Annotated in this window: 21 protein-coding genes; 8 read left to right on the forward strand and 13 right to left on the reverse strand. The window is 44.9% G+C overall.

What is annotated here, in order from left to right; translation table 11 throughout:
* Positions 1–23: 23 nt before the first annotated feature.
* Positions 24–1685 carry an ABC1 kinase family protein gene (locus tag MHZ92_RS17475; protein WP_239432994.1) on the reverse strand — a complete coding sequence of 554 codons (1662 nt, stop codon included), beginning with the start codon at positions 1683–1685 and terminating at the stop codon, positions 24–26.
* 238 nt (positions 1686–1923) lie between these two features.
* Here MHZ92_RS17475 and MHZ92_RS17480 point away from each other — a divergent pair, with 238 nt between their 5' ends.
* A complete protein-coding gene (locus MHZ92_RS17480; protein ID WP_239432995.1) occupies positions 1924–2100 on the forward strand; it encodes a hypothetical protein in 177 nt (58 codons plus the stop codon).
* A 228-nt stretch (positions 2101–2328) separates the two neighbouring features.
* Positions 2329–2514 carry a hypothetical protein gene (locus MHZ92_RS17485; RefSeq protein ID WP_239432996.1) on the forward strand — a complete coding sequence of 62 codons (186 nt, stop codon included), beginning with the start codon at positions 2329–2331 and terminating at the stop codon, positions 2512–2514.
* On the opposite strand, the gene MHZ92_RS17490 is transcribed toward MHZ92_RS17485, so the two are convergent.
* Entirely contained in the window at positions 2492–3079 is a 588-nt protein-coding gene (locus MHZ92_RS17490) for a hypothetical protein (protein ID WP_239432997.1), read from the reverse strand. The genes MHZ92_RS17485 and MHZ92_RS17490 overlap by 23 nt on opposite strands.
* A 180-nt stretch (positions 3080–3259) precedes the next feature.
* Between MHZ92_RS17490 and MHZ92_RS17495 the strand changes: the two genes are divergently transcribed.
* Both MHZ92_RS17495 and MHZ92_RS17500 read left to right on the forward strand, forming a co-directional pair.
* Positions 3260–6409, forward strand: a complete 3150-nt coding sequence (locus MHZ92_RS17495) for a DEAD/DEAH box helicase (RefSeq protein ID WP_239432998.1) — start codon at positions 3260–3262, stop codon at positions 6407–6409.
* 72 nt (positions 6410–6481) lie between these two features.
* Complete coding sequence (locus MHZ92_RS17500) at positions 6482–6916, forward strand: hypothetical protein (RefSeq protein WP_239432999.1); 435 nt, start codon at positions 6482–6484, stop codon at positions 6914–6916.
* Between the two features lie 163 nt (positions 6917–7079).
* Here MHZ92_RS17500 and MHZ92_RS17505 read toward each other — a convergent pair whose 3' ends face one another.
* Positions 7080–8069 carry a nuclease-related domain-containing protein gene (locus MHZ92_RS17505; RefSeq protein ID WP_239433024.1) on the reverse strand — a complete coding sequence of 330 codons (990 nt, stop codon included), beginning with the start codon at positions 8067–8069 and terminating at the stop codon, positions 7080–7082.
* A 296-nt stretch (positions 8070–8365) separates the two neighbouring features.
* On the opposite strand from MHZ92_RS17505, the gene MHZ92_RS17510 reads away from it, so the two are divergent.
* Entirely contained in the window at positions 8366–9604 is a 1239-nt protein-coding gene (locus tag MHZ92_RS17510) for a copper amine oxidase N-terminal domain-containing protein (protein ID WP_239433000.1), read from the forward strand.
* 109 nt (positions 9605–9713) lie between these two features.
* Here the strand turns inward: MHZ92_RS17510 and MHZ92_RS17515 are convergent, their stop codons facing one another.
* The 8 genes from MHZ92_RS17515 to MHZ92_RS17550 form a co-directional block, all read right to left on the reverse strand.
* Positions 9714–9977 carry a DUF2188 domain-containing protein gene (locus MHZ92_RS17515; RefSeq protein WP_239433001.1) on the reverse strand — a complete coding sequence of 88 codons (264 nt, stop codon included), beginning with the start codon at positions 9975–9977 and terminating at the stop codon, positions 9714–9716.
* Positions 9978–10067: 90 nt separating this feature from the next.
* Entirely contained in the window at positions 10068–10535 is a 468-nt protein-coding gene (locus tag MHZ92_RS17520) for a staygreen family protein (RefSeq protein ID WP_239433002.1), read from the reverse strand.
* A 151-nt stretch (positions 10536–10686) separates the two neighbouring features.
* Positions 10687–11061: a VOC family protein gene (locus tag MHZ92_RS17525; RefSeq protein WP_239433003.1), complete on the reverse strand. Its 375-nt coding sequence runs from the start codon at positions 11059–11061 to the stop codon at positions 10687–10689.
* Between the two features lie 45 nt (positions 11062–11106).
* Complete coding sequence (locus MHZ92_RS17530) at positions 11107–11967, reverse strand: helix-turn-helix domain-containing protein (RefSeq protein WP_239433004.1); 861 nt, start codon at positions 11965–11967, stop codon at positions 11107–11109.
* Between the two features lie 137 nt (positions 11968–12104).
* Positions 12105–12980 (reverse strand): metal ABC transporter permease, encoded by an 876-nt coding sequence (locus MHZ92_RS17535; RefSeq protein WP_239433005.1) that lies wholly within the window; start codon positions 12978–12980, stop codon positions 12105–12107.
* Position 12981: 1 nt separating this feature from the next.
* The gene (locus MHZ92_RS17540; protein ID WP_239433006.1) at positions 12982–13908 is read right to left on the reverse strand and encodes a metal ABC transporter permease; all 927 of its coding nucleotides are present in this window, start codon (positions 13906–13908) and stop codon (positions 12982–12984) included.
* A 5-nt stretch (positions 13909–13913) separates the two neighbouring features.
* Positions 13914–14642 carry a metal ABC transporter ATP-binding protein gene (locus tag MHZ92_RS17545; RefSeq protein ID WP_239433007.1) on the reverse strand — a complete coding sequence of 243 codons (729 nt, stop codon included), beginning with the start codon at positions 14640–14642 and terminating at the stop codon, positions 13914–13916.
* Positions 14643–15572, reverse strand: a complete 930-nt coding sequence (locus MHZ92_RS17550; protein ID WP_239433025.1) for a metal ABC transporter solute-binding protein, Zn/Mn family — start codon at positions 15570–15572, stop codon at positions 14643–14645.
* Positions 15573–16054: 482 nt separating this feature from the next.
* Here MHZ92_RS17550 and MHZ92_RS17555 point away from each other — a divergent pair, with 482 nt between their 5' ends.
* The 3 genes from MHZ92_RS17555 to MHZ92_RS17565 all read left to right on the forward strand — a co-directional run bounded on the left by MHZ92_RS17555 (position 16055) and on the right by MHZ92_RS17565 (position 20094).
* The gene (locus MHZ92_RS17555) at positions 16055–19126 is read left to right on the forward strand and encodes an efflux RND transporter permease subunit (protein ID WP_239433008.1); all 3072 of its coding nucleotides are present in this window, start codon (positions 16055–16057) and stop codon (positions 19124–19126) included.
* A gap of 139 nt (positions 19127–19265) precedes the next feature.
* Positions 19266–19493, forward strand: a complete 228-nt coding sequence (locus MHZ92_RS17560; RefSeq protein WP_239433009.1) for a hypothetical protein — start codon at positions 19266–19268, stop codon at positions 19491–19493.
* A complete protein-coding gene (locus tag MHZ92_RS17565) occupies positions 19486–20094 on the forward strand; it encodes a class I SAM-dependent methyltransferase (protein ID WP_239433026.1) in 609 nt (202 codons plus the stop codon). The genes MHZ92_RS17560 and MHZ92_RS17565 overlap by 8 nt, the downstream gene beginning before the upstream one ends.
* Before the next feature lie 280 nt (positions 20095–20374).
* Here MHZ92_RS17565 and MHZ92_RS17570 read toward each other — a convergent pair whose 3' ends face one another.
* Positions 20375–22312, reverse strand: coding sequence for a GTP-binding protein (locus tag MHZ92_RS17570; protein ID WP_239433010.1), 1938 nt, complete (start codon positions 22310–22312; stop codon positions 20375–20377).
* Between the two features lie 298 nt (positions 22313–22610).
* Complete coding sequence (locus MHZ92_RS17575) at positions 22611–24974, reverse strand: sensor domain-containing protein (RefSeq protein ID WP_239433011.1); 2364 nt, start codon at positions 24972–24974, stop codon at positions 22611–22613.
* Between the last annotated feature and the right edge of the window lie 63 nt (positions 24975–25037).

Consider the following 25037-nt stretch of genomic DNA (forward strand, 5'->3'; position numbering starts at 1 on the left):
CTGCGTGTAAGAAAATTTGCAATTTACATCCGACCCGACCGGATGATTGTATAGATCATGAAAAGGAACATGAGTGACGCAATGATGGATCCTGCTTCAATAATTGGGAATTGCCATAGCATGTTCGCCCTCCCGTCGATGGCGGAGCCGATGATCAAACCTACCATGAGAATGCTGAAGGACAGCAGAATGATGCTGAAGGAAAGCCGGTTGCTGATTCGGTCAAGCCTGCGGAGAAACACTTGCAATTGCTGGACATTGATGTCAAGTTGGAGCTTACCTTTTCGGATCGTCGTCATGATCGATTTCAAATCTTTTGGAAGGTTCGTCAGGATTTCGATGTTTTCAACAAAATCTTTCCAGGAATTATCAAATAGATTCTTCGGATGGTAACGTTCCTTTACCAACCTCCTCCCAAAAGGCTCGACTGCTTTCATAATGCTTAGTTCAGGATCTAGCTTTGCAATAAGCCCTTCAAGCGTGAGAATCGCCTTGCCTAAAATGGAAATCTCCGAAGGGATGATAATATGGTGACGATAGGCGACTTGGAACAGTTCGATGAAAATGGTTCCGAGACTCACTTCATTCAACGCAACGTCATAGTATCTCCTTTGCAGATCAGTGATGTCCCTCGTAAATGTCCGCATGTCCGTTTCCTCGGATAGAATGCCCATTTCCGCAAAAGTGTCAATCATATCCTCCGTATTTCCTTCCTGCAAATGGATAAGCAGCGAGGCAAAATGATATTTCATTTCCTTGTCAAGCATGCCGACCATTCCGAAGTCCAAGTACGAGACGACGTTGTCGGGGAGGATATAAATATTCCCTGGGTGTGGGTCGCCGTGGAAAAAGCCTTCGTCCAAAATCTGATGGAACATCGAATCGACAATCCGTCGGGCAATTAATTTTCGGTCATACCCACCAGCGTCAAGCTTCTCCAAATTATTCACCTTCACGCCGTAGACCATTTCCATTGTCAGTACCTTGTCCGTCGAAAAATCCCAATGGACTTTCGGAATATGGATACTCGGATCCTCCTCGAATTGCTTCGCAATGCGCTCGCCATTTCGCGCTTCCACCCGATAATCCAGTTCATCATGCAAGGATCGCGAAAACTCTACAATCATTTCGCGGAGATGATAGGTCTTCGCCCAATCCGTATTGTCTTCCAGAAAACGTGCCAAATCGCTCAAAATCGCAAGGTCTGTCTCCATAATTGGCCGGATATCAGGCCGTTGCACTTTCACAGCCACCTTTTCTCCGCTTGGTAAATAGGCGACATGAACTTGACCGATGGAAGCGGTAGCTAACGGTTCTTCGTCGAATCGGCTGAAAAGGTGCTCAAGAGGCTCTCCCAGTTCTAACTCCACAATTTCACGGATCTTATCGAAGGGAACAGACATGACGTGATCCTGTAGTTTTTCAAGCTCTAACGCGATTTCCGGCGGAACAAGATCCCGTCTTGAACTAGCAATCTGCCCAAGTTTAATGAAAGTTGGTCCCAATTCTTGCAGCGCATGACGAAGCTTGACCCCGATATCGTTCATATTTACTTCGACCCCGTCATCCTTTAACGAACTGCGGTTGGTGAGGCCTAACCGGAAAAGGAAATGGCTGAATCCATTCCGAAGAAACACATTGATAATCTCTTGATATCGTTTTGTGTGTCGGATACGTATCTTCAAATCTATTCCTCCAAATCTATTAAAGCAATTTAACTTTTCATATACCCTTTTAGGAGATTTGTTAGCCATGGAACTGATAGATTTGCTTTAACAAGCTTTAGACATTCAAAAGTACATCCAAACTCGTGCAAAAGGCAGCCGCAGTGATAAGATGAAGGAAGTGATCGTTAAGAGAAGATTGGACAGGCAAGTCTGCCGCCGATTTGGGAATAATAGCGAAATAAAGGAGGTCTAGACGATGCAATATTCAAAATCGAAAATGGAGCAACTCGTGAAAAATAATGTGGAACTGACGAAACGCTTGAAACAGATTATGAAGGAACATGAATTGGAAAAGAGTTTTGCATTGAAAGCGTTGTACCATTCCGAAGTGAAAGAAAGCGGCAGGTTCATGAAGGATTATCAGGAGCTTTGATTGATGGAAAGAAAAACGGTAGTTGCCGGATGAAATAATGACAAATTTATTAGAGCGGAGACAAGTCAAAGCAGCAATGACGTGTATCTGCTTTTTTTGTCATGATTAAGTAAACATCGGTTTTATTGATTAATAAGAACACCTGTTTTATAATGATGGAAGGAGGTGGAAAGATAGTAGTTGTTTTGGGAGTAAAGAATTACCAAATAGTCGAAAGGAGATAGTCAAATGCAAAATTGGGAAGATGAATTGGAGGAAGCGCGCTTAAAAGGCGTACATCAAGGTATCCAACAAGAAAAGGTTTCTACAGTTCTTACAATGCATGGATTGGCTTTCTCCAAAGAAAAAATTGCCCTAGCGACAAGGTTGACCACAGATGAGGTCGAGGAGATTATTGAAGAAAACTGGCAATGAGGTCTTCATATAATCCAGAAAAAACCGCTTCAGTCAAACGCGAATGGAGCGGTTTGCGTACATTATTTTTTAAATCGTACCCAACGACGGTCCAGATTCCTGTGTCGTCTTGGCGAACGAGTCGCTTCAAATAGATTGCAGCGATTGCCGACTTGTCACTGTTCACTTCAACAATTGCATCCGATGTCGTTTGTTGGAGCACTTTCAACTCTTCATAAGCAATCGGATATTCCCCTACAATGCCTTCCGGAGAAAGCTGCAAGCTCGCGAACACTTGTGCAACGAAGCCCGGATCCAAATTCCATGGCGAGTGGCCTGCATCGACACTTTTTTGCGTGTTTTCTACAACGTCAAGATCATACGGCACTTCAATTTCAGGAGACATCCTCGTTTCTAGCTCGGATGCCGCACTCGATTCAATTTCACTATTCACCTTCTTTTTTGCTTCTACGCCGGATGTGCGGCTCAATGGGAGAAGCAATGTAACTACTAATACAAAGGCAGCGATGATGCCCATAATTCCAATGAGCATATTTTTCTTTTTCTGCCTCTTTCTCACTTTCATTATCTTGCCTCCCTTCTTCATTATAATCCCTTCACTTATATTAAGTTGTTTATACATAAGACGATTTCCGACTGCACGACGTTACAAAATGAAACACGATAATCCCTTCTTAAAATGATAAAATAATATACAAAGCGCCTGTATAGAATTGTTCCCCGAAAGGAGACGTGCGGATTAGGCATGTATGTTACACAAAAGAAAATCATCGATCTGTGCGGTTCCGTATCATTTAGACGGGGCGAGATGTTTAACCGTGCAGGGAAAGTGACGATTGAACAATATAGCGACACCCATTGCAAGGCGATAGTGGCAGGAAAGGAAAACTTCCATGTCACCATCATAGAGAACGAGGAAGGGTTGCGGACGGAATGCAGCTGTCCCGTTCTCCCTTTTTATCGATACAAATGCCAGCATGTGGCGGCTGTTTTAATTGCCATGAATGAACGAAGAGAGATGGAAACACAAGCTAACGATCAGGCGTTGACGGAAGGGTTGCTCTCCCTCTTCAATGAGAAGCCAAGATCGAGCGGACATCAGCTGCATTTTGAAAACAGGGAAGTGGTGGAGCTCGCGTTTACAGTTAGGCCAGTTCAAACAGGAAAGAACCAGCATATGCTCGGTATGGAACTGCAAGTGGAAGGCGTTCAAGTGGAAGACATCCGGCAGTTTTTAGCTGATGTGAATGAAGGACGGGCAAGCTCCCTGACATCCACATTCACGTACGATGCCAATCTTCAATGCTTCCAGCGCGATGCGGATGCTGTCTTGCAACAGCTCATCGACATTAATACTAGTGACCGGACATTTAGCCATCGAACGAGCAATCCTTACACAATGCTCATCCCCCCTTCATCATGGAAAAAGCTTCTGCCTGTATTGAATGAAACACCTGAAGTTACCTTGGAAAGTGGCGGCAAAACGGCTGCCTTTCATATATCGGAAACGGGATTGCCAATCAGGTATTATTTCGAAAATAAAGAGGAAAAAGGGCATTCATTAAAGATTGACGGGTTGGAGCGTGTACTCGTTTTGCAGGCGTATAAGCTCGTCCTTTGCGAAGGACAATTGTTCCAGTTAACCGGAGAGGATTGCAAACGGCTCGCTGACTTAAAACAGATGGTGGAAACGTCAGGCACCCGTCAGTTGCCGATCTCCAATGAGCAAATCGGCTTTTTCATTGAGAAGGTCGTCCCGGGTTTACGCAGGATTGGCGAAGTCTTTCTTGACGAAACAGTGATGGACAAGCTCGTGAAATCACCATTGAAGGCGAAGCTTTATCTGGACCGGGTGAACAACCGATTGCTCGCAGGTCTAGAATTCCAATATGACCACATCGTCATCAACCCTTTAACGGAACGGGATTTGCCTGCAGGTTCCGTATTGGTCCGCGACTTGGAAAAGGAAGAGGCTATCCTGCAGTTAATGGAAGATAGTTCGTTTGCCCAGACAGACGAAGGTTATTTATTGCATAACGAAGAACTGGAATATGAATTTCTGTATCACATCCTTCCGAAGCTTGAGAAACTTGTGCAAGTGTATGCGACAACGGCGATTCGGATCCGGATCATCAGAGGGAGTGCCAAACCGCGCATTCGTGTGAAAGCATATGAAGACCGGACGAACTGGCTGGAATTCAAATTCAGCATGGACGGTATTCCGGACAAGCAAATTCGCGGAATCCTCGAGGCGCTCGAAGAAAAACGAAAATATTACCGTTTGAAAAGCGGCGCCCTTCTTTCTCTCGAAACGAGGGAGTTCGAAGAAATTCAACGCTTTTTGAATGAAGTGCCCGGCGACCTCGATGACTTGGAAAAGGGTTTGAACATTCCAATGGTGCGAGGCATCCGCTTCCTTGACGCAGTTGGTGACGACGCAATGTTTTCCGTAGAAGATTCTGCCCGTCTGTTTCTTGAACGGCTTTTGAATCCCGGCAATTACGCGGAAGTGCCGCCGTCGTTGGAAACGGTATTGCGCGATTATCAAAAAACAGGTTTTCAATGGATGAAAACAATCGCAAGTTTCGGAGTGGGAGGAGTACTTGCGGATGATATGGGGCTCGGCAAGACATTGCAAAGCATTGCATTCATCCTGTCCGAACTCCCCGCAATCCGGGAAGAAAATCGCCCTGTGTTAATCATTTGCCCTTCTTCTTTAACATATAACTGGCTAAGTGAGTTGAAGAAATTCGCGCCTGACATAAATGCAATTGTGTTGGATGGAAATAAGAAGGAGAGAGCTGAGCGGCAAAGTGAGGCGCTTGAAAAAGACGTCCTCATCACCTCTTATCCATTGATACGACGGGATATTGCTTGGTATGAAAAACAGGAATTCCATACGGCGTTTTTCGATGAAGCGCAAGCGTTTAAAAATCCATTCACCCAAACGGCGAGGGCGGTGAAGAAATTGCAGGCGACTCATCGGTTTGCGTTGACGGGTACGCCTGTCGAGAATTCATTGGAGGAATTATGGTCGATTTTCCACGTTGTCTTCCCGGAACTGTTCATGGGCTTGCGGGAATATAGCGAACTGTCCCGGAAAAAGGTTGCCCGGCGCATCCGGCCATTTTTATTACGGCGGGTGAAAGAGGATGTCTTAGAGGAACTTCCGGAGAAGGTCGAATCGATGGAGTCGACGGAATTGCTGCCGGAACAGAAGGAGCTCTATGCTGCCTACTTAGCGAAGCTCCGTCATGATACGTTAAGGCATTTGGATAAGAATACGCTACGAAAGAATAAAATTAGGATCTTGGCGGGACTGACAAGATTGCGCCAAATCTGCTGCCACCCGGCATTATTCGTCGATGGATATAAAGGAAGCTCCGCGAAATACGAGCAGTTGAAGCAGCTCATCGAGGAATCGAAGAGAGCAGGGAGACGGGTGCTCATCTTTTCACAGTTCACAAAGATGCTGGACATCATCGGCAAGGATTTGGCGATGAATGGAACGCCATTTTTCTACTTAGATGGGAACACGCCTTCAGAGGAACGATTGGAATACTGCAATCGATTCAACGCTGGGGAGCGCGATCTGTTCCTCATTTCATTGAAAGCAGGCGGAACTGGATTGAACCTAACAGGCGCGGACACCGTCATACTCTATGATCTTTGGTGGAACCCAGCAGTCGAAGAACAAGCCGCTGACCGCGCACATCGAATCGGGCAAAAGCACGCTGTTCACGTCATCAAGCTCGTCGCCCGTGGAACGATTGAAGATAAAATGAACGAGCTGCAGGAGAAGAAAAGGAATTTAATTGAGGAAGTCATTGACTCGGATGATGTGGAGATGAGTTCATTGACAGAAGAAGATATTAAGGAATTATTGCAGATTTAGCGAGCGCGGAATGCTTGAATGAGGTTCAGGTGGGAACTCTATAGATAACGACATAGAAGAAAAAGAGGAGAGGTGAAACAGTTGAAGGCATTTAAGATTTTAATTGGAACCGTCGTCGTACTTGCACTCATCGGGTTTGGCGTCTATCATTTCGGCACAAAATTCATTGCCGACGAAGTGATGGGCCAAGTCGCTGTAGAGCTAGAGGCAAGTGGTGACCTCGAAGCAATCAAACAAGAAGTCCAAAACGACCCGGAGTTGCGGGCTTTCATTGAAGAAGGGAAAAACGTGGACAGTTCGAAGTTGCCTTTCCAAACGAAAGAGGAAGCAACCCGCGTCTTGCTCAAAAAATTCGACCTCAATGAAATCAACGACCTCCAAATTCAAGCGCGACAAGGCATGACCGCCGAACAACAACAGGCCCTGTTCAATAAAATCCAGAGCAGGTTAACGGACGAAGAGATGCTCGCGTTGAAAGCATTGGCTTATAAAGAGTTGTTTAAATGAGAACCCGCTTCAGTCGAGAGTGACTGGAGCGGTTTTTTGCTTCGCGGGAAAGTTATCGTTCATTTCCCAGTGGATATCGATCATTTCCTAAGAGTTATCGATCAATTTAACTGAGTTATCGTATATTTCCCGAAAGTTATCGATCATTTCCCAAGAGTTATTGTCATTTTGGGACCTTTGACGCACTTAAATCATGAAGCTCTCTAATCACTTTAAGGTCTGCGACATAAAATCTTCCCTTTTTCTCCCCCTCAAAAGGAATTCCTAGTTGTCCTAAAATACGTTTCGCTTTCTGAACGCTATCCAGCTGCAGAAAACGCCTAAATTCCTTATTAGAAATACGATAATCAATTAGCATAAAGTAATCCAACAACGCCTGGACGTGGGCATGCGGGTCAACTTTGCCGCAATGCCGGCAGCCCCACCCGTTATAAATTGACTGCATACCAAATGAGCCGCATTGTTTGCAGCGAACGCCGGGTAGCAATTCAGATGGAAGAATCCCATATGTAGTCGTAAGGGGAAAAGGGTCATACTCGCGGTGGGCGTCAGTTATCTTATTTGCAATGTCTGTTAGTTGGGATACATCAATAGTTGGGTGAAATGAACTGAGTCTACGAAGATAAACAGGGATCTCAAGGGGGAAAAGAAGAGTCAGGTCCTTACGAAGGTTTTCGAATTGCTGTTGCGGTCTGGGGAAAACCGCTGCCTGATAAATGGGCATGGAGATGTGATGCGCATGAAACCAATCTTCCAACAATATTTTATTTCGCTCTAGCTGGACAGACGGGCATTCAAAAGCATCAACTTGTCCGTTTTCAAGGGTTCGAGTCATTTGATTATGCTCTTCAGAGAAGCGAATGTGACCGGCAATATTTTTCACTTCCAAGATAACGGCACCTTGCTTAAAAAGAAAAAGTGTATCTATTTGAAATTTGCCTGTGGATTGCAAGTTCACGTCATGGAAAACATAATGCTTAAAAGGGAACTGGTATTGCTGAAAAACATTAGCCAGTATTCTTTCACCATTCTCGCCGGCCCGGGTCTTCCTCAGCTCATTTTCGATATCGGCATAGCGGGAATGATGCTCCGGCAATCTTCGCAGCAACGCCTCCAATCCAATTGCCTTTAAAGAACTTACTTTTTCCTTCATGATCAATGAAACATCGCCTCCAGTTGTAGTTTCCTTTCATTTTACCATAAAAGTCTGGCAACTCAATATAACTCTAGGGAGGTTTTATCTTTCATTTCCCATAACTTCGGGTCTTTCGGCCTGGGAAAAATAAAATGTCGGGGAGGGAAGATGAATCATTAATTGTACCCCCGAGAATGAAATACATGAATCTAAAACCATAGTTTGGTAATTGGGGCTTCCTGCATATTTCACAATAGTCTAATTTCATTTACTCTTAATTGTAAATTACCCAATTTTGGAAGGAGTGTTTCAATTTGAAGGGTTTTCAAAGGATATTCTGTCTGACAGTCACCTTCATTTTGCTATTTGGAATGGCGGGAAATGCATCTGCGGCAAGCAAGAAGATCTTTGACCAAGTGAGAAATGAGTATGCGTCCTATGAAAAGAAAACTAAACAAGCGTATGAAGCGTACAATGAAAAAACGAGGAAGGCTTATGAGGCTTACCGTGACAAGGAGCGGGCTTCTTATGACACGTTCAGTAAACAGATGGATGCCGATTTTACAAAGTTGACGAAGTTATTGGATGAAGACCTTGCCATACTTCAATCTCAATATGGTGGGAATAACGATTATGCTGAAAAGTTGAGAAAGTATGAAAGGGAAATCAATCCGTCTTTTCTAGGCAGCCCGATACAAAAATATAAGCAAAGCATCAATCCGGATTTCTTAGGGAGCTATATGATGCATTATAAAAATGCTGTCAACGAAAACTACTTGGGTGGTCCAATGCTAGCGTATAAGAACGCGGTGAATGAAAATTATCTTGGCGGACCGATGACTGCGTATAAAAACACGGTGAATGAAAATTTCTTGGGCAGTCCGATGACGAAACTTAAAAACAATAGCCGGGACAGCTATTTGGATGGGATTATGCAACGGCATAAACGAGGCAAACTATCCCAAAAAGAGGCGTTGAAGCAATGGAATGCTCTGTTTGAAAAAGAACGGAAGCAAATCCAGTCTGAAATTTCGAAGGCAAATAAGGACATCAGCCGGACCATTGAATCCACGACTGATAAAATTCTTGCACAAAAATATAAAACAGTGAATGGCATCCTTGATCAACGCGAGAAATCACTTAAAGCCATTTCAGACATGCGAGCCGAGTATTTCGGGGAAGGAATCACCTTTGATACGCTCATTCCCGACTTAGGCGAGTACCAGGTGATGATGGATGGGAAATGGCTAGCGCTTCACCAACCGCCAGTCATTCAAAACGGTGAAGTGCTCGTACCGCTGCGGGCAATTTTCGAGGCAATCCATCCGGGAGTGAAGCTGCAGAAAAAAGGCGATGTCATTACAATCGCGAAACCATCCGTGAAAATGACCATCAACTCGAAAAAGGCTACGGTGAATGGAAAGGATATCACGCTTTCAACCGCCCCGATCATCGTGAATGGGCAAACGATGATTCCACTCCAACTAGTGGGCGCTTCATTCGGCAATTCAGTGCAGTGGGATCCAAAGGTGAAGACAGTATTTATTGACTGAAATGAAAAAAAACGGCACCGCGCAATGCGTTGCCGTTTCGTGTTTTATTATTCAAATCATAGCCTGCGACTGATTGTATCGATTGCTATTTGCACTCTCCGGAAATTCCTTATTCATCTCCGTATTCCAACTGCTCTTCAATTTTCCCGTCATCTCCATGAACATAAACCATCGTCCCGGCTTCTTCTGCCATCCGTTTTGCTTCATCGACAGCATCATTCCGGGAACTTGCGGTATAGGCCGGTTCTTCGTTGCCTTCCTTTTTCACGGCCCATCCTTCATCATCATGGGGAATGACATGAAATCTCGCATCATCCGTTCCTGCACGATCCTCAAAATACTCATCTTGGCTACGTTTCCTATCTTGTGCCATGCCATAACCTCCTTCATTGTGCGCTCTCAATCTCGTACCCTTCCATTACCCGATTGGGTGGAATCAAAACTGCAACAGCTGATTAGGGGGCTAAATAGACTGGTTCAAAAAGTGGCGAGGTGTACCGTAAAAAGCAACCTGCCTATATTGCGGATAAACGGATACGTAATAGATAAAGATGGGGGCATCGACGAGGGAGGGATAGTTTATATAAAATGGCCGGTCACCATAAATAATCCCATTAAGGGCAGTCGCCATTTCTTTTTTGAATATGTTAAAACGGGTGCCAGCAACTTGTTGACTGAACTCCCCACCATCTACATACGCTATCCCTACTAAACTTAATCGACCATGTGAATCTTTTTTCCATTCTGCTACTACCTCGTCACGCATTTTGAGGTTAATGGCTGTATAGTTGTACACATATCCAATATCTAAAAATAATTCGCCTGTACTGTCCGAATGCGTGAGAGTATATTTCCTTCTTTCAACTGGTTGAGAGAAAGTGGCTGGTGGAATAAGCTTTACAGATAGTTTTTCCGGATTAAAATCGGACATATAATCCTCCTACTGGATTGATATGTATTTCTTATGTGTGTGTCATTACCAATATGACGGTATTGGTTTGGGAAGTGGCTGTTTTTATACTAAAAAGAAGACGACTACCGGCTAAGTAGTCGTCCATTTGCATGAAATTATTCTATTTACTTTATCCCACTACAACTTCACTCATTAATGCATGCGTATTATCTTCGGTATCCTTAAAAAACGCCATCCATGTTTCTGATTGACCCATCTTTGCAACCATATGCGGTTCGTCGATGAAAACAATCCCTTTTTCCTGTAATTCCTCGTAGGTCGTTTGAATATGTTCCACGTGAAAATAAAGGACGGAGCTTGCATGGGCGAATTCCTCTGTTTCCGGAAGGCTTATGAAGAGGCGCACGCCGTCGCAATCGAAAAATGCCATAGTATCTGTTGTGAACAAAAGCTGTAAACCCAATTGAACCTTGTAAAATGCGGTCGCCCGTTCAATATCTTTTGCAGGTATAGCGATTTGTCCGATTTTTGTAATTGTCCCCATGTGAATTCTCTCCTTTTTGTCTGTTTCTTTCATCATACCTATCTGTTAATAAGATTTCTTATCCAAAATCACCTTTTTACGATAATGGAGCGGTGACATGCCCATATGCTGCTTGAACATTTTGCTGAATGAAACAGGATTTAAAAATCCAATTTCAAATGCGATATCGGTCATATTGAGTTCGAAGTTGGCCAACAGTTTTTTCGCTTTTTCAATCCGTAGTTCCGAAATATGCTGGTGTGGTGTCTTTCCAAACACTTGCGAATAGGAACGCAATAAATGATTTTGGGACAAACAGGCGACTTTTGCTATATCCGTTAATTGCAGAGGCTCTGCAAAAAATGCACGTATGTATTCGTTGGCAGTTGTCACCCGCTGGAATAATTCTTCACGTGTTGATTTGCGCAAAGCTTGAAGCGATTCAACTTCCCGTAAAGTCGATAACTGTTCAACGATCAAGGTTTCCATAATTCGATGAAATTGCTCATCATGCCAACAAGCATCCAATTGTTTGTGATGTTTTTTTAACGTATTGATTTGACCAGCTAAGGAAGGGCTAATTGCATACGTTCTTTCGAAAAAGTTTAGAGGACTCGTCGTTTTATATGGATCAGTCAGAAGGTCATTCGTCGAGGCATCCAATGTCCGATAGACGTCTTCAGCAAATCCACTGCCGAAAAACATGCAAAACGATTCGACATCCTGTTTCTCTTCGATCCCGATTGTATACGGTCCTTCATTCAGAAGAAGATATCGATTTTCCTCTACCGCAAAGAAACCTCTATCGGCCTTGTAGAGGGCCTTCCCATTCGAGAATGTCTTAATGGAAAGCTGTCCGTTGCCTTCCCAATAGAATTCGTTGCTTTTTGCATGCAAGATAAAATTGGATGTCTCTTTTACGCTCATTCTCTCACCTCGACATTTTCTGACTAATCAAAAGTATACCACTTTCATACTTTATCTACATTAATAGTCTGAAAGAGAAAAGAAAATGGCTATCGCAGAAAGATTCTACTTTCTCGATAGCCCAAACTATTATTTGCTCAGTCTTGAATTGTCACTGGCCTAATATATCGTGCAAAGTATCCGTGATTTGGAGATCCGATGAAGCTGATTACAAATATGATACCTGTTGCAAATGCCATGGACCCTGATATGGATGTGTCGATCCAGACGGCGATATAGTAACCGCTTATTGCGGATATGACGCCAAAAAGGGCACTTAGGCAGATCATGACGGACAGTCGATCGGTCCATAGATAGGCTGCTGCTGCCGGTGTGATGAGCATCGCCACAACCATGATAGCGCCGACAGCGTCAAATGAAGCGACGGTCGTAATCGATACGAGTGTCATGAATACATAATGCATGAGCATGACCGGTAAGCCGAGGCTTGCTGCAAGCGCGGCGTCGAACGTCGTAATTTTCCATTCTTTATAGAAGGCAAGTATCATGACGAGCACGATCGCCAAAACAATGAGCAAGATGAATGTAGCTTGCGGTATTTCGCCAATGAGCGGGACATCCATCGTATGCCACGGAACGAATGTGATTTCTCCCATTAATGCATGCTGCACATCCAAATGGACATTTCCCGTTTTCGTAGCGATCAAGATCACACCTATGGCAAACAACGTTGTGAATACGACCCCGATGGAAGCGTCTTGCTGGACGCCGAGCGAATGAAGCCATTGCACTAAAACAGCTGTCAGCAATCCTGCGATGATCGCGCCAATCAACATAGGCATGCCGTTCAACTCCTGGGTAATCAAATACGCTGTGACGATGCCTAACAGTACTGTATGACTGATGGCATCGGCCATCATCACCATCTTTCTGAGAATGAGGAATACGCCAATGATTCCACAAGAAAGCCCGACTAATGAGGCGGTAAGTAAAATCCAACCTTCATAACTCATTTTATTTAACCTCCTTCACTGGATGGCGGGGGATGGAATGATTCCTCACTGCGTGATGTTTCCGATGCATCCTCAGTTGGAATGCGTTGATCAACAACCCTCGTTTCGCACCAAACACAAGCGAAACGATGAAAATAGAAGCGGAGGAGATGACGATGAACGGGCCAGTCGGCCATCCTTTCCCCATTGTGCTGATCAGCGTCCCGAGCATGCCCGAACCACCTCCGAAAATAGCTGAAAGAAACAGCATCTGCTTGAATGAATGTGTCCAGTAATGTGCGCTGACAGCCGGAATGATCAGCAACGCTGCCATTAAAATGACACCTACCGCTTGAATGCCGATGACAATAACGAGCACGAGCATGGATAGATAGACGCCATTCATGAGTCTATTTGAAAGACCGAGCCCCTTTGCAAAGTCCGCGTCGAATAGAAACAGTTTCCATTCCTTGAAGGCGACAATGATAACTGTGATGATAACCAATGCGACAACCAACATCGTATAAACATCTGTTCGAACCATGGAAGCGGCCTGACCAAAAATGAAACTATCGAGACCGGCTTGATTGCCGCCGCCAGTACGGCTGACGACCGTCATAAGCATGACGCCGAGCCCAAAGAAAACGGATAGGATAATTCCCATCGCAGCATCTTCCTTCACCCGGCTGGACGAGCGGATCCAGTGGATAAAACATGCACCGAGGAATGAACTGACAGCGGCTCCTAGAATCATAAACGGTAAATTTTTGTACCCGATAATGGAGAAAGCGATCACGACACCAGGCAATGCAGCGTGTGATAATGCATCACTCATCAGGCTTTGACGCTTCCAATAGGCAAGACAGCCAATCATTCCGGAAGCTGTCCCCAGTATCAATGTGCTGAGTAGGACCCACTGCGCATTAGGAGATAAAAATACATCTAACATCGTGATCAGGCCTCCTTCATCCAGCGTAATGTCCCGCCGTATGTTCTTTGTACATTCTTTTTCGTAAAGACTTCCTCCGTTTTCCCGTATTTGATAATCGTTTTATTCAGTAGCATGACATGATCGAAATAATCTTCTACCGTCAATAAATCATGATGGACAACCATAACTGTTTTCCCGGCGGACTTTAATCGCTTCAATGTTGTCATTATGGCTGTTTCCGTAGCTGCATCTACGCCGACGAGCGGCTCATCCATGAAGTAGAGATCTGCATTTTGGACAAGCGCTCGCGCCAAGAATACTCGCTGTTGCTGACCACCTGACAATTGGCTGATCTGTCGGTCGGCATAATCCGTCATTCCCATTTGAGCGAGCGATTCCATCGCGAGTTCCTTGTCATCCTTGGATGGCCATTTAAACCATCCGACTTTACCGTAAAGCCCCATTAGTACGACATCTAAGGCGTTTGTCGGAAAGTCCCAATCGACTGAGCCTCTTTGGGGAACGTAGCCGACTTTTGATTTTGTCTTAGCAAGAGTGGAGCCAAAGAACGATACGTTTCCGGATAAGGCAGGGTGCAAGTTAAGCATCACCTTTAGTAAAGTGGATTTCCCAGCGCCATTTGGACCGACGATGCCAGTCAATGAACCCGGTTGGACATCAAAATTTACATCGTATAGCACTTTGTTTTTCCGGTATGACGCAGAAAGATTTTCAACCTGAAGAACAGACATTCAATTTCCCTCCCCTAGGAGTGCCTTGTGAATTGTATTCACGTTATGTTTATACATTCCGATGTACGTTCCCTCTTCCGTACCTGCGTCTCCCATGGCGTCAGAATATAGCTCTCCGCCTAACTTCACGTCAAGCCCTTGTTTTCCAGCTCCTTCGATCACCGCTTTGATGGAGTTTTGGTTAATACTGCTTTCGACAAAGACAGCGGGAATTTTATATTCCATCAGTATAGAGATCGTATCGTCGATATCCGTGATCCCAATTTCGTCTTCCGTACTTAACCCTTGCAAGCCGACGACTTTAATATTGTAAGCACGGCCAAAATATCCAAATGCATCATGCGCTGTTACTAATACACGCTTATCTTCAGGAATTTGGGTGAGCTTCTCTAATGATTCCGTGTGAAGTGCGTCAAGTTCGTTAAAATAGGACTCCTTATTTGCCTCAAATTCATCCGCAAGTTCTGGGGCAAATGCCTTTAACTCTTCTGTTGCAGTTTCAAGAGCAATTTTCCATAATTCAATGTCAAACCAAACATGAGGGTCGATTGCTCCATTATCATCTTCCAATAGCTTCTCTGTTGGAATGGATTCACTAATGCCCCGCACAGGTTTTTTGGTGCCGATATTCTTAAATGCTTCCGTCATATTCCCTTCAAGATTGAGCCCGCTATAGAAGACAATGTCACTGCCCTCCAATTTCTTAATATCCCCTTGCGTCGCTTTGTATAAATGAGGATCGACGCCTGGCCCCATTAAGCTTTCCACTGCAACGTGGTCACCACCGATGATAGATATCGGCTCAGCGATTTGTGCAATTGTCGTGACGACATCGATTTTCCCGTCCGTACCGGCTTCGCTTTTCTCTTTATCGGAACATGCACCTAACACGAGAAGGGATGATAATAGCCCAACTAGAACGATACTCATTTTTTTCAATTCGTTTTCCTCCTTCTTAATCTTTCCCTCGTGCAACTTTTTGTTTAAAAAAAATTAAACCGACCTTCCAATTCAAAAACATCACTCATAGAAAATAGTATTCACAAAGGTCCAACTTGTTGCAGTCCATATTTCTGCAGATTTACTTTTTCATTCTGTAACGGAAAAACATTGTGCAAAAGCGTAAATTATCTTTCATCACGTCAACCAGCCAAAAATAAGCGTTCACATTTGATCTGTTTAATTAATAAGTTTCCCTAGGGAAACTATTTCTCCATTAAAAATAATTCAGGAAACTATTTTTGTCAATACAATTTCTCAAAATTAACTATGCGGTTCTTGATTCACCCGGTATAGGTCCCGAAACGAACTACATCAAAAGTCTGAGAGAGAATCCGGCTAGGGCACGTTATAGATATTGGGAAAACTTGCTAAGCTGATGTTGAAGATGTAGAAGCGAAAGGGGTAGGGCCGTGAAGGTTTTGGAGTTCATTGTGAAAAAGAAAGTATTGGTCAGTTTGTTGACGGTGTTAGTTGTAGCGTTGGGGAGCTTTGCAATTGTCAAACTGGATAAGGAGATTATGCCGTCTGTCGGAATGGATGGCGCGGTTGTGATGATTGACGCTGCTGATATGGCCGTAACGGACGTGGAGCGGTTCATCACGTCACCGCTGGAACAGCGGCTTGCAGGAATTGAAGGTGTTGAGGAGATTCAATCAACTACGACTGTAGGGAGTAGCTCTATCAATATAACGATTGCTCGTGGGCAGAGCGAAGAGGTCATGAAAAAAATTGAAACTGCAGTGAATGAAACGAAAGCCGGTCACCCGGCAATACGGGAAGCCGCAGCCTATCAATATGGCGTCCGGCAAGGTTATGAGTTTTTCATGGATCTTTCGGGCGATGATCTTCAGGCGATGACCGCATTTGCGAAGGATGTACTCGAACCAAGACTTGAAAGTTTAAAGGAAGTTCGGGATGTCAATTTATCCGGAGTGGCGGAGCATGAAGTGTCCATTGCGTTCAATCGGGATGAAATGAAAGAGCGTGGATTAGATATTAGCCAAGTTGCGGGGTTAATCGCGCAAGCGAATTCAGAAGCAACACTTGGTGAGCTGCAAGACGGCAAAGACGCATCGCTTCTTCGCTGGAATTCAAAGTTTGCCGATATCGACGGTGTGAGAAATATCGAAATTCCGACAGCGGAAGGGTTCATTCAGCTGAAGGAGATTGCGGATGTTTCTTTGACACCTCGCCAAAGCTCATCGTTCGTCTGGAAAAACGGGACTGAAGAATTAGTGTTCATTCAGGTAGGTAGAGCTGCAAATATTACGCAAATCGACATGGCGAAAGCTGTTCGTGCAGAAATTCAAAAAATACGTGACGAAGGACTAGTGAAAGGATTTACGTTGAATGAAATGGTGGCGCAAGCAGATTTCGTCCAAGAATCGATTGATGGGATCGTCACGAATATTCTAATCGGCAGTATAGTAGGAATCGCGATTCTGCTTTTATTCCTGAGAAACGTCCGTGCGACTCTTATCATCGCGGTATCTATACCGACATCTGTGCTACTAACCTTTGTGACGATTTATGCGTTAGGGTACAGTCTTAATATGCTGACGCTTATCGGTTTAGGACTAGGGATTGCGATGATGGTGGATTCCTCGATCGTCATTTTGGAATCGATTTATCGACAACGTGAGCTCGGGCTTTCAAAGTTTGAGGCGGTTCTTGCAGGAACGAAGGAAGTGGCGGGTGCCGTGTTCGCATCCATGTTGACGACTATTGTCGTACTTCTTCCGATCGGTTTTATCGGCGGGGGAATGGGTGAGTTCATGATCATTCTTGCGATTGTTGTCGCCATTACGTTGGTAAGCTCAGTGCTCATTGCTTTTACACTTATCCCTGTCCTTTCGGAGAATTTTCTTCGGTATCGGGGCAGCGTTGATTCCCGCAAAGAGAGCCGTATCAGCAAAGGATACAATGACCTTGTGTCATGGATTGTTGAGAAAAGACGTCGTTGTGTACTTGTCATCGCCCTCTTTTTCGGACTTTTCGCAGGTTCGTTGCTCCTTGTGAATAAAATTCCGATGACTGTGATGCCGGATGTTTTTAATCGGTACAGTGAACTATTTGTCGTGTTGGAAACAGGAGTGGAGCCTGCTGAAAAAGAGCGGATTGCTCGACTCATGAACGACAAGATGGCAGAGATTGAGGATGTCGAGTCTAGTTATATTTTGGATAGTGGCGGGAGTGAGCTGGTTGTCATCGTCAATATGACGAAAGAAGACGACATCGTTCACGAGCAGAAGGAAGTGAACGAGCAGATTATTAGATCGCTCCGGGAATTCCAAGAGACGGAACCGATACGAAATGTGCAACTTGCAATGTCGGGAGTTAGCGGTGCACCTGTACAAGTGATGATCAAAGGGGACGATTTTGGTCAAATGCAGGCAATTGCGGAGGACTTTATGGGGCAACTTCGTAAAGTCGAAGGAATTGTCGGTGTGACAAATTCGATGGAGCGCACTTCTGATGAAAAGAGAATTGTATTAAACGAGAAGGCAATTGCAGATGCAGGGTTATCGCAAATGCACGTAAAGCAGTTCATTGAACAGGCTTTCATTGAAATGCCGATCGGACAGATGGTGGTAGACGGCGAAAATGTGCCACTCATCGTCAGTTGGCATGAAAAAACGGATTCAAGTCAAACACTTTTCAATTTGGAAATCCCGACGATGGAAGGCAATAAGAAGTTATCGGAATTTCTTCACTTGGAAACGGTACGCACGCCTAATCAAATCACGCATATCGATCAGGAACGATTCATTGCTGTTTCTGCGGATATCGAAGGAAGAGACTTAGGTGCAATCAATCGTGATGTGCAAAAAGTTATTAGCGAATTCAATACACCGACAGGCTATACGATCGATGTGGCTGGTGATATTGAACAGCAACAGCAGCTCATGATGGAAATGCTATTTGTACTTGGGATTGCACTGTTCCTTGTCTATTTCGTGATGGCTGTACAGTTCAATCATTTAGGGCATCCACTCATTGTTATGTCGGTCATTCCGATGGCGATCATTGGCGTCATTATCGGTTTGTTCGTGACACAAATGGAGCTGAATCTATTGTCAGGAATGGGTGTCATTATGTTAATCGGCATCGTGTTGAATAACGCGATTCTATTGATTGACCGCACGAACCAGCTCCGCAGGGCAGGAATGTCGATGCAAGAGGCGTTAGTAGAAGCGGGCAGAAACCGGTTCCGCCCAATTTTCATGACGACGTTAACGACAGTTGGTGGAATGCTGCCGCTTGCGCTTGCTTCCGGTGTGTCAGGCAATTACCAGGCACCGCTCGCAACAGTGCTGATTTCCGGATTGCTATTTGCGACGTTCATTACGCTGTTGTTAATTCCATCGGTTTATCGATTGTTTACGAAAACTGAGAAAGTGGCGGAACTGAAGGAAAGCCGGAGACGAAAACGATTGACGAGAAGGGTGTCGGATCCGATTACACAATTGAATATAAAATAAGGTTTAGTTGATACACAGGGGCTGTCCAGAAAGTCGAAAATTGACTTTCTGTGACAGCTTTTTTAGATGGCTGGTGTGTTGCGTCCAAAGCAAGAGGTTGTGCGTCCAAAGCAAGAGGTTGGGGCGTCCAAAGTGAGTCGTGGCACGTCCAATGGGGATGGTTGCTCGTCCAAAGTGGGTCGTCGCGCGTCCAATGAGGGTGATTGCTCGTCCAAAGCAGGTCGTCGTGCGTCCAATGGGGGTGATTGCTCGTCCAAAGCGAGCCGTCCCGCGCCCGAAACAAGCCATCCCTGTTTTCTTGTTTGGCATTTTCGTAGAAGCCAAGTACAATGAGGCGATGAGGGAAAGGAATGATTTCGTTGAATGAAAAGGAATACGATAATCTTCTTCATATCAAAACGGCCGGGACGTTGGAGTTGTTGAGCCAGTCGCCCCATTATAATCGGTATGAAGCAACACCGTATGAAGCGCTCGATGTGCTTTTCAATGAGTATGCACTCGAACGAACGGATGGATTTGTCGATTTTGGCTGTGGCAAAGCGCGCGTTTCGTTCTATGTCCATAACCGCTTTTCCGCTTCAGTTACTGGAATCGAAATGAATGCGCAGCTTTACCAGGATGCCATCGAAAATCTTGTCCAATACCGTCGGAAAAACAAGCGAGCAGGTGGAGCGATCCGTTTCGAACGGTGCTTCGCCGAGTCGTATGAAATAGAGGCTTCCGAAAACCGTTTTTATTTTTTCAATCCTTTTTCTATCCAGATCTTTATGACCGTGATTGGAAACATCATGCAGTCCGTTGAACGTGTGATGCGCCCGGTCGATGTCATCCTTTATTACCCGACAGCCGAATATGTGCAATTCATGGACAACCAGACACCGTTTGAGCTGTTGAAGGAAGTGAAAATCGACCGGCTGTATGAGAAAAATGAAAACGAGCGATTTTTAGTCTATCGATTGGGTGAGTAGGGGAGATATCGATCATTTGAAGCAAGATATCGGTCACTACCTGGAAGTTATCGGTCATTTTCACAAGTTTATCGGTCACTTCCCAGGAGTTATTGGTCATTTTTCAGAAGTTATTGTCATTTTGTAACCTTCTACCTACCCCGAAACCAACGGCGAAGAGAGCATTTTTAAGTTGTAAAGGCATTTGGCGCGTCAGGGTGGTCATCGGCAATACAGATGACCGCGGAAGTGTTAAAACTTGTGCTTTTGCTATTCGCGCCTCATGCGCTTAACAAATCAATCACAGTAAATGCATTGCCGCTTCCGCTTCATACCACGGAACGGGGTAGCCTTTGCCTTTCGCGCAAAAAATCGACGTCGATGTGTACTCGGGGTCGGCATCCTTGTTATAGCCGATTGCCTCAATGACTTCCTCCGCATTATGGCATTCATCATAGCCGCCAAATTGCAAAGTAAGTGCGCCTTTTCCGTTCGTGAACGATACGAAAACAGTGCTGTAATTCATGAAAGTGGCAACAGGGACACGGCCGGTCACGACTGTGTTTTCGCCGATCGTTTCAGGAGGTGCGAAGCTTCCGGATGCTTGCTGGATGTCAGAGAGGACGCGACCGATATGGTCCATGCTGACTTTTATCTTGAAGTCGTAAACCGGCTCCAGCAGGACGTTTTCCGCTTTCTCCAACCCTTGCCGCAATGCCCGGAAAGTTGCTTCCCTGAAGTCGCCGCCCGACGTATGCTCATTATGCCCCCTGCCGGTCAGCAAGGTAATTTTTACGTCTGTCAACGCAGATCCTGTCAATAAACCATGATGCGGGCGCTCGAAAATATGACTCCGTACCAAGTTTTGATGTCCGACAGACAAGTCATTCGCATGACATACATTTTCAAACGAAATGCCACTGTTCCGCGCAGCTGGTTCAATTTTCAAATGAACTTCTGCATAATGCTTCAACGGTTCAAAATGTCCGTAGCCGTTGACGGCCGAACGGATTGTCTCCTTATACAAGATCTTTGGATCCCCGAATGTTACTTCAAAATGGAACCGGTCCCGTACAATTTGTTTCAACACCTCGAGCTGGATGACGCCCATCACATGGACGTGTATCTCTTGAACGTGTTCATCCCAGACGACACGCAACGAAGGGTCTTCGGCATCGAGCATGTTGAAGCAACGCAGCACTTCCTTCACATGGATGGACGGGTCGAAAATGACTTTCGATTTCAACGTTGGAATCAAATCAAAAACCGCTCTCTCGTCGAGCGCACCAACCGGATCACCCGCGCCAGCCTCCGTCAAACCTGTAACCGCCATGATTTCCCCTGCATGTGCAGCTTCGTCTGTTTGATATTTGTTTCCGTTATAACGCCTAATCTGCGTAATTTTCTCTGACTTGTCGCCATACTTCACTTCATCCCTGACGCGCAAACTACCTTGCAATACTTTCAGGAAGGTTACCCGATTCCCGTTTTCATCATGCCGAACCTTATAGACGCGCGCCGCAAAATCTCCGGTATCCATATAATCCGTTGCGGTCAGTAAATCCAATTTCGTCAGGAACTCTAGCACACCGATATCCTTCAGCGCAGAGCCATGCCCGTATGCAAAGACGTCCCGATTTCGAATCATCCGTTTCAAAGCATCGAGCCATGTCGATTCGTCGTACCCGGTGCCCATATATTGTTCGAGTAATGCTTCGTCGCGTTCCGCAATGAATTCAATGAGGCTTTCTGTCATTACGCCATTTTCCAACTCCGATAAATCAAAGATGTCCTCTGATAAACTATCGCGAATTTCCTTCACGACGCCTTGAAGATCCACACCTTCCCGATCGGTTTTATTTAAAAAGAAAAAGGTTGGGACCTGATGTTTCTTCAACAATTGCCAAACCGTTTCGGTATGTCCTTCCACTCCGTCCGCTGCGCTAATAATGACGATGGCAGCATCCATAACTTGGACGGCCCTTTCCATTTCAGGCGAAAAGTCGACGTGTCCAGGTGTATCGATCAAGGTGTACTGCGAGCCATTGAACGTGAAGATGCCTTGATCTGCAAAGACAGTAATGCCGCGGTTCTTTTCGATTTCATGGCTATCAAGGAATGTGTCTTGATGGTCAACGCGACCACGTTGGCGGATGCTATGTGTATGAAAAAGCAGCTGTTCGGAAAATGTCGTCTTGCCCGCATCGACATGGGCAACGATCCCGATTGTTTTATACATAGGTGCACCTCCATTTCGTTTCTGGATTATATAACTCTTATTTTAGGCGTAAACAGGATTGAAAAGGAAGATTTATTTGGGGGAAGACGTAGTTGTAGGAGGCATTCCTTTGAGTCCAAAGTCCCGAAATGAGCAAAACTCTATCAAACTCGCGTATAACTCAGTTAGATTGCGCCATAACTCCCTGGAACTCGCGCAAAACACCCCCGAACTCGCTCATAACTCCATCAAACTCGCGCAAAACCGATCCGGCTACACACCCCATAAAAAAACGCACCCCATAGAGGAGTGCGAATCGTTATAGCTTCATCAGCAACTGCTCGATTTCTTCCCGAGGAATCGGTTTGGAATAAAGATAGCCTTGCACTTCATCACATTGCAATTGTTTGAGAAACTCTTCTTGCTCCTCTGTTTCAACGCCTTCCGCGATAACATTCAAGCCTAAGTTCTTCGCAAGGTCGATGATTGCTTTGACAATTGCTGTATTGTTTTTGCTTAATTCTCGAATGAAGGCTTGGTCAATCTTCAAATGGGACAGCGGGAACTTGCTCAAATAGAGCAGAGACGAGTAGCCGGTACCAAAATCATCGACACTCACAGTGATGCCGGCGCTATACAGCTCCTGCAAAACAGTTTCGCAATTTTTAACGTCGGACATCATGCTCTCTGTAATCTCTAAATTTAAAAACGAAGGGTGCAATCCAGTTTCCTTCAGGACTCGTAGAACATCGTCCACAAAGAAAGGATGATTGAATTGTTTCATCGATACGTTAACACTGATCCGCAGTGGTGGATGCCCTTGTTCCTGCCAAGCTTTTGCCTGGGAGCATGCTGTTTTCAGCACCCATTCCCCGAGAGGAAGTATAAATCCGTTCTCCTCCGCAATCGATATGAATTTCATTGGTGAAATATAGCCTCGAACAGGATGATTCCACCTGACGAGCGCTTCCATTCCTTTGATTTGCCCTGACATCAAGTCGAATTGAGGTTGATAATGAAGGAGAAATTGCTCTTTTTCCAACGCTTGACGCAACTCCATTTCGAAAAATGTCTTCTCCATTAATTCCTCGTGAAGCTCCTTCGTGAAAAACCGGAAAGTGCCCTTACCAGCCTCCTTTGCCAAATACATCGCCGTATCCGCATTACGGAGTAACATACTATAATCCGCTCCATCGTTTGGAAACAAAGCGATGCCGATGCTCGGGGCAACGAAGATCTCTTGCTTCTCGAAAAAGTAAGGCTGCGATAGGTAGTTAACAATTTGTGATGCGAGGGCGGTCAATTCATCCGAATCACCAGAGTCAACGAGGATGACAAATTCATCCCCACTCAATCTGCCGACAGCCTCTTCATCTTGAACACAGTCACGTAGCCTTTCCCCGACAGCAATAAGCAGTTGGTCACCAACATGGTGGCCTAATGTGTCATTAACATTTTTGAAACGGTCCAAGTCGAGGAACATGATCGCAAACGGACTGTCTTCGCTAGCACTGGTAATCTTCTTTTCTAATGTCTCTTGGAAGTTTCTTCGGTTTGGCAATCCCGTCAAGGAGTCATAGTAGGCCATATGCTCAATGACCTTTTCTGCTTCAATCCGTGCCGTAATATCAATGGCGGTGCCGACGACTTCTACAACTTCTCCATCTTTTTCAATCGGTGAAAGATAGACAAGCAAGTGCAATCCATCCCATTCCATCTCAAATTGCACAATTTCTCCAGCCAGCCCTGCGAAGAGATACTCTGTCAGTTTGCTGCGTACTTCTTCAATGAAAATATGCTCGTATTCCCCTGTATATAATTTATCCACTAAGATTCCGAGGCGTTCGATAATTTGCCCCTCGAATAGGGTGAACTTAATTTCCCCGTTATCTGTCGTCGTATATTTAAAAATGGCGTTCTGTAAGTTTTTTACGGTTGTTCGGAAATCGTTCTGCAAAGCGATTTCTAGAGACTCTTCTGCTTGTTTGCGGGCAGTGATATCATAGCGTATCGCAATATATTGTTCAGGTTTCCCTTCATCGTCAAGGAACGGGACAATCGTTGTACTAACCCAATAGAGAGAGCCGTCCTTAGCGCGATTGCAAACATCGCCTTCCCAGATGTCTCCTCCTTGTATCGTGTTCCACATTTCCTTAAAGAAGCTTTTCGGGTGGTAGTTCGAATTCACGATACGATGTGTTTTTCCGATCAGTTCCTCACTCGAGTACTGGGACAATGCACAGAAATTTTCATTGACGTACGTAATGACACCTTGGGCATTGGTAATGGCAACGACTGAAGAGTAGTGGAGTGCATTTTGTATATTACGCAAATTTTGCTTCGTCAGTTCACGTGCTGTAATGTCACTGTCTATGGAAAGGAATTGGAGATTTTGGCCGGATTCGTCTAAGATCGGTATGATGTTGGCATTTACCCAATAAGGCGTTCCGTCCTTTGCAATGGCCCTAATATTTTTCTGCCAAGCTTCTCCGCTAGTGAAAAACTGCTCCAATTCTTCCGTAAAGTTTTCCTGTTCATAGTCAGGGTTGACGATGCGATAACTTTGTCCAATCAACTCTTCCTCCGAGTAGCCGGACAGGTCACAAAAATTCTTGTTTACATATAGGAATAAGCCGTTTCGATCAGTTATTGAAACGCAGAACTTTTTATCAAAGAAAAACATGAGAGAAGCGAAGCTAGTACTCGATAACACCATTTCCAATTCCTTTCTATTTACAAAAGAAAA

It is taken from the genome of Sporosarcina sp. ACRSL, from assembly GCF_022346605.1.
Taxonomy (GTDB): domain Bacteria; phylum Bacillota; class Bacilli; order Bacillales_A; family Planococcaceae; genus Sporosarcina.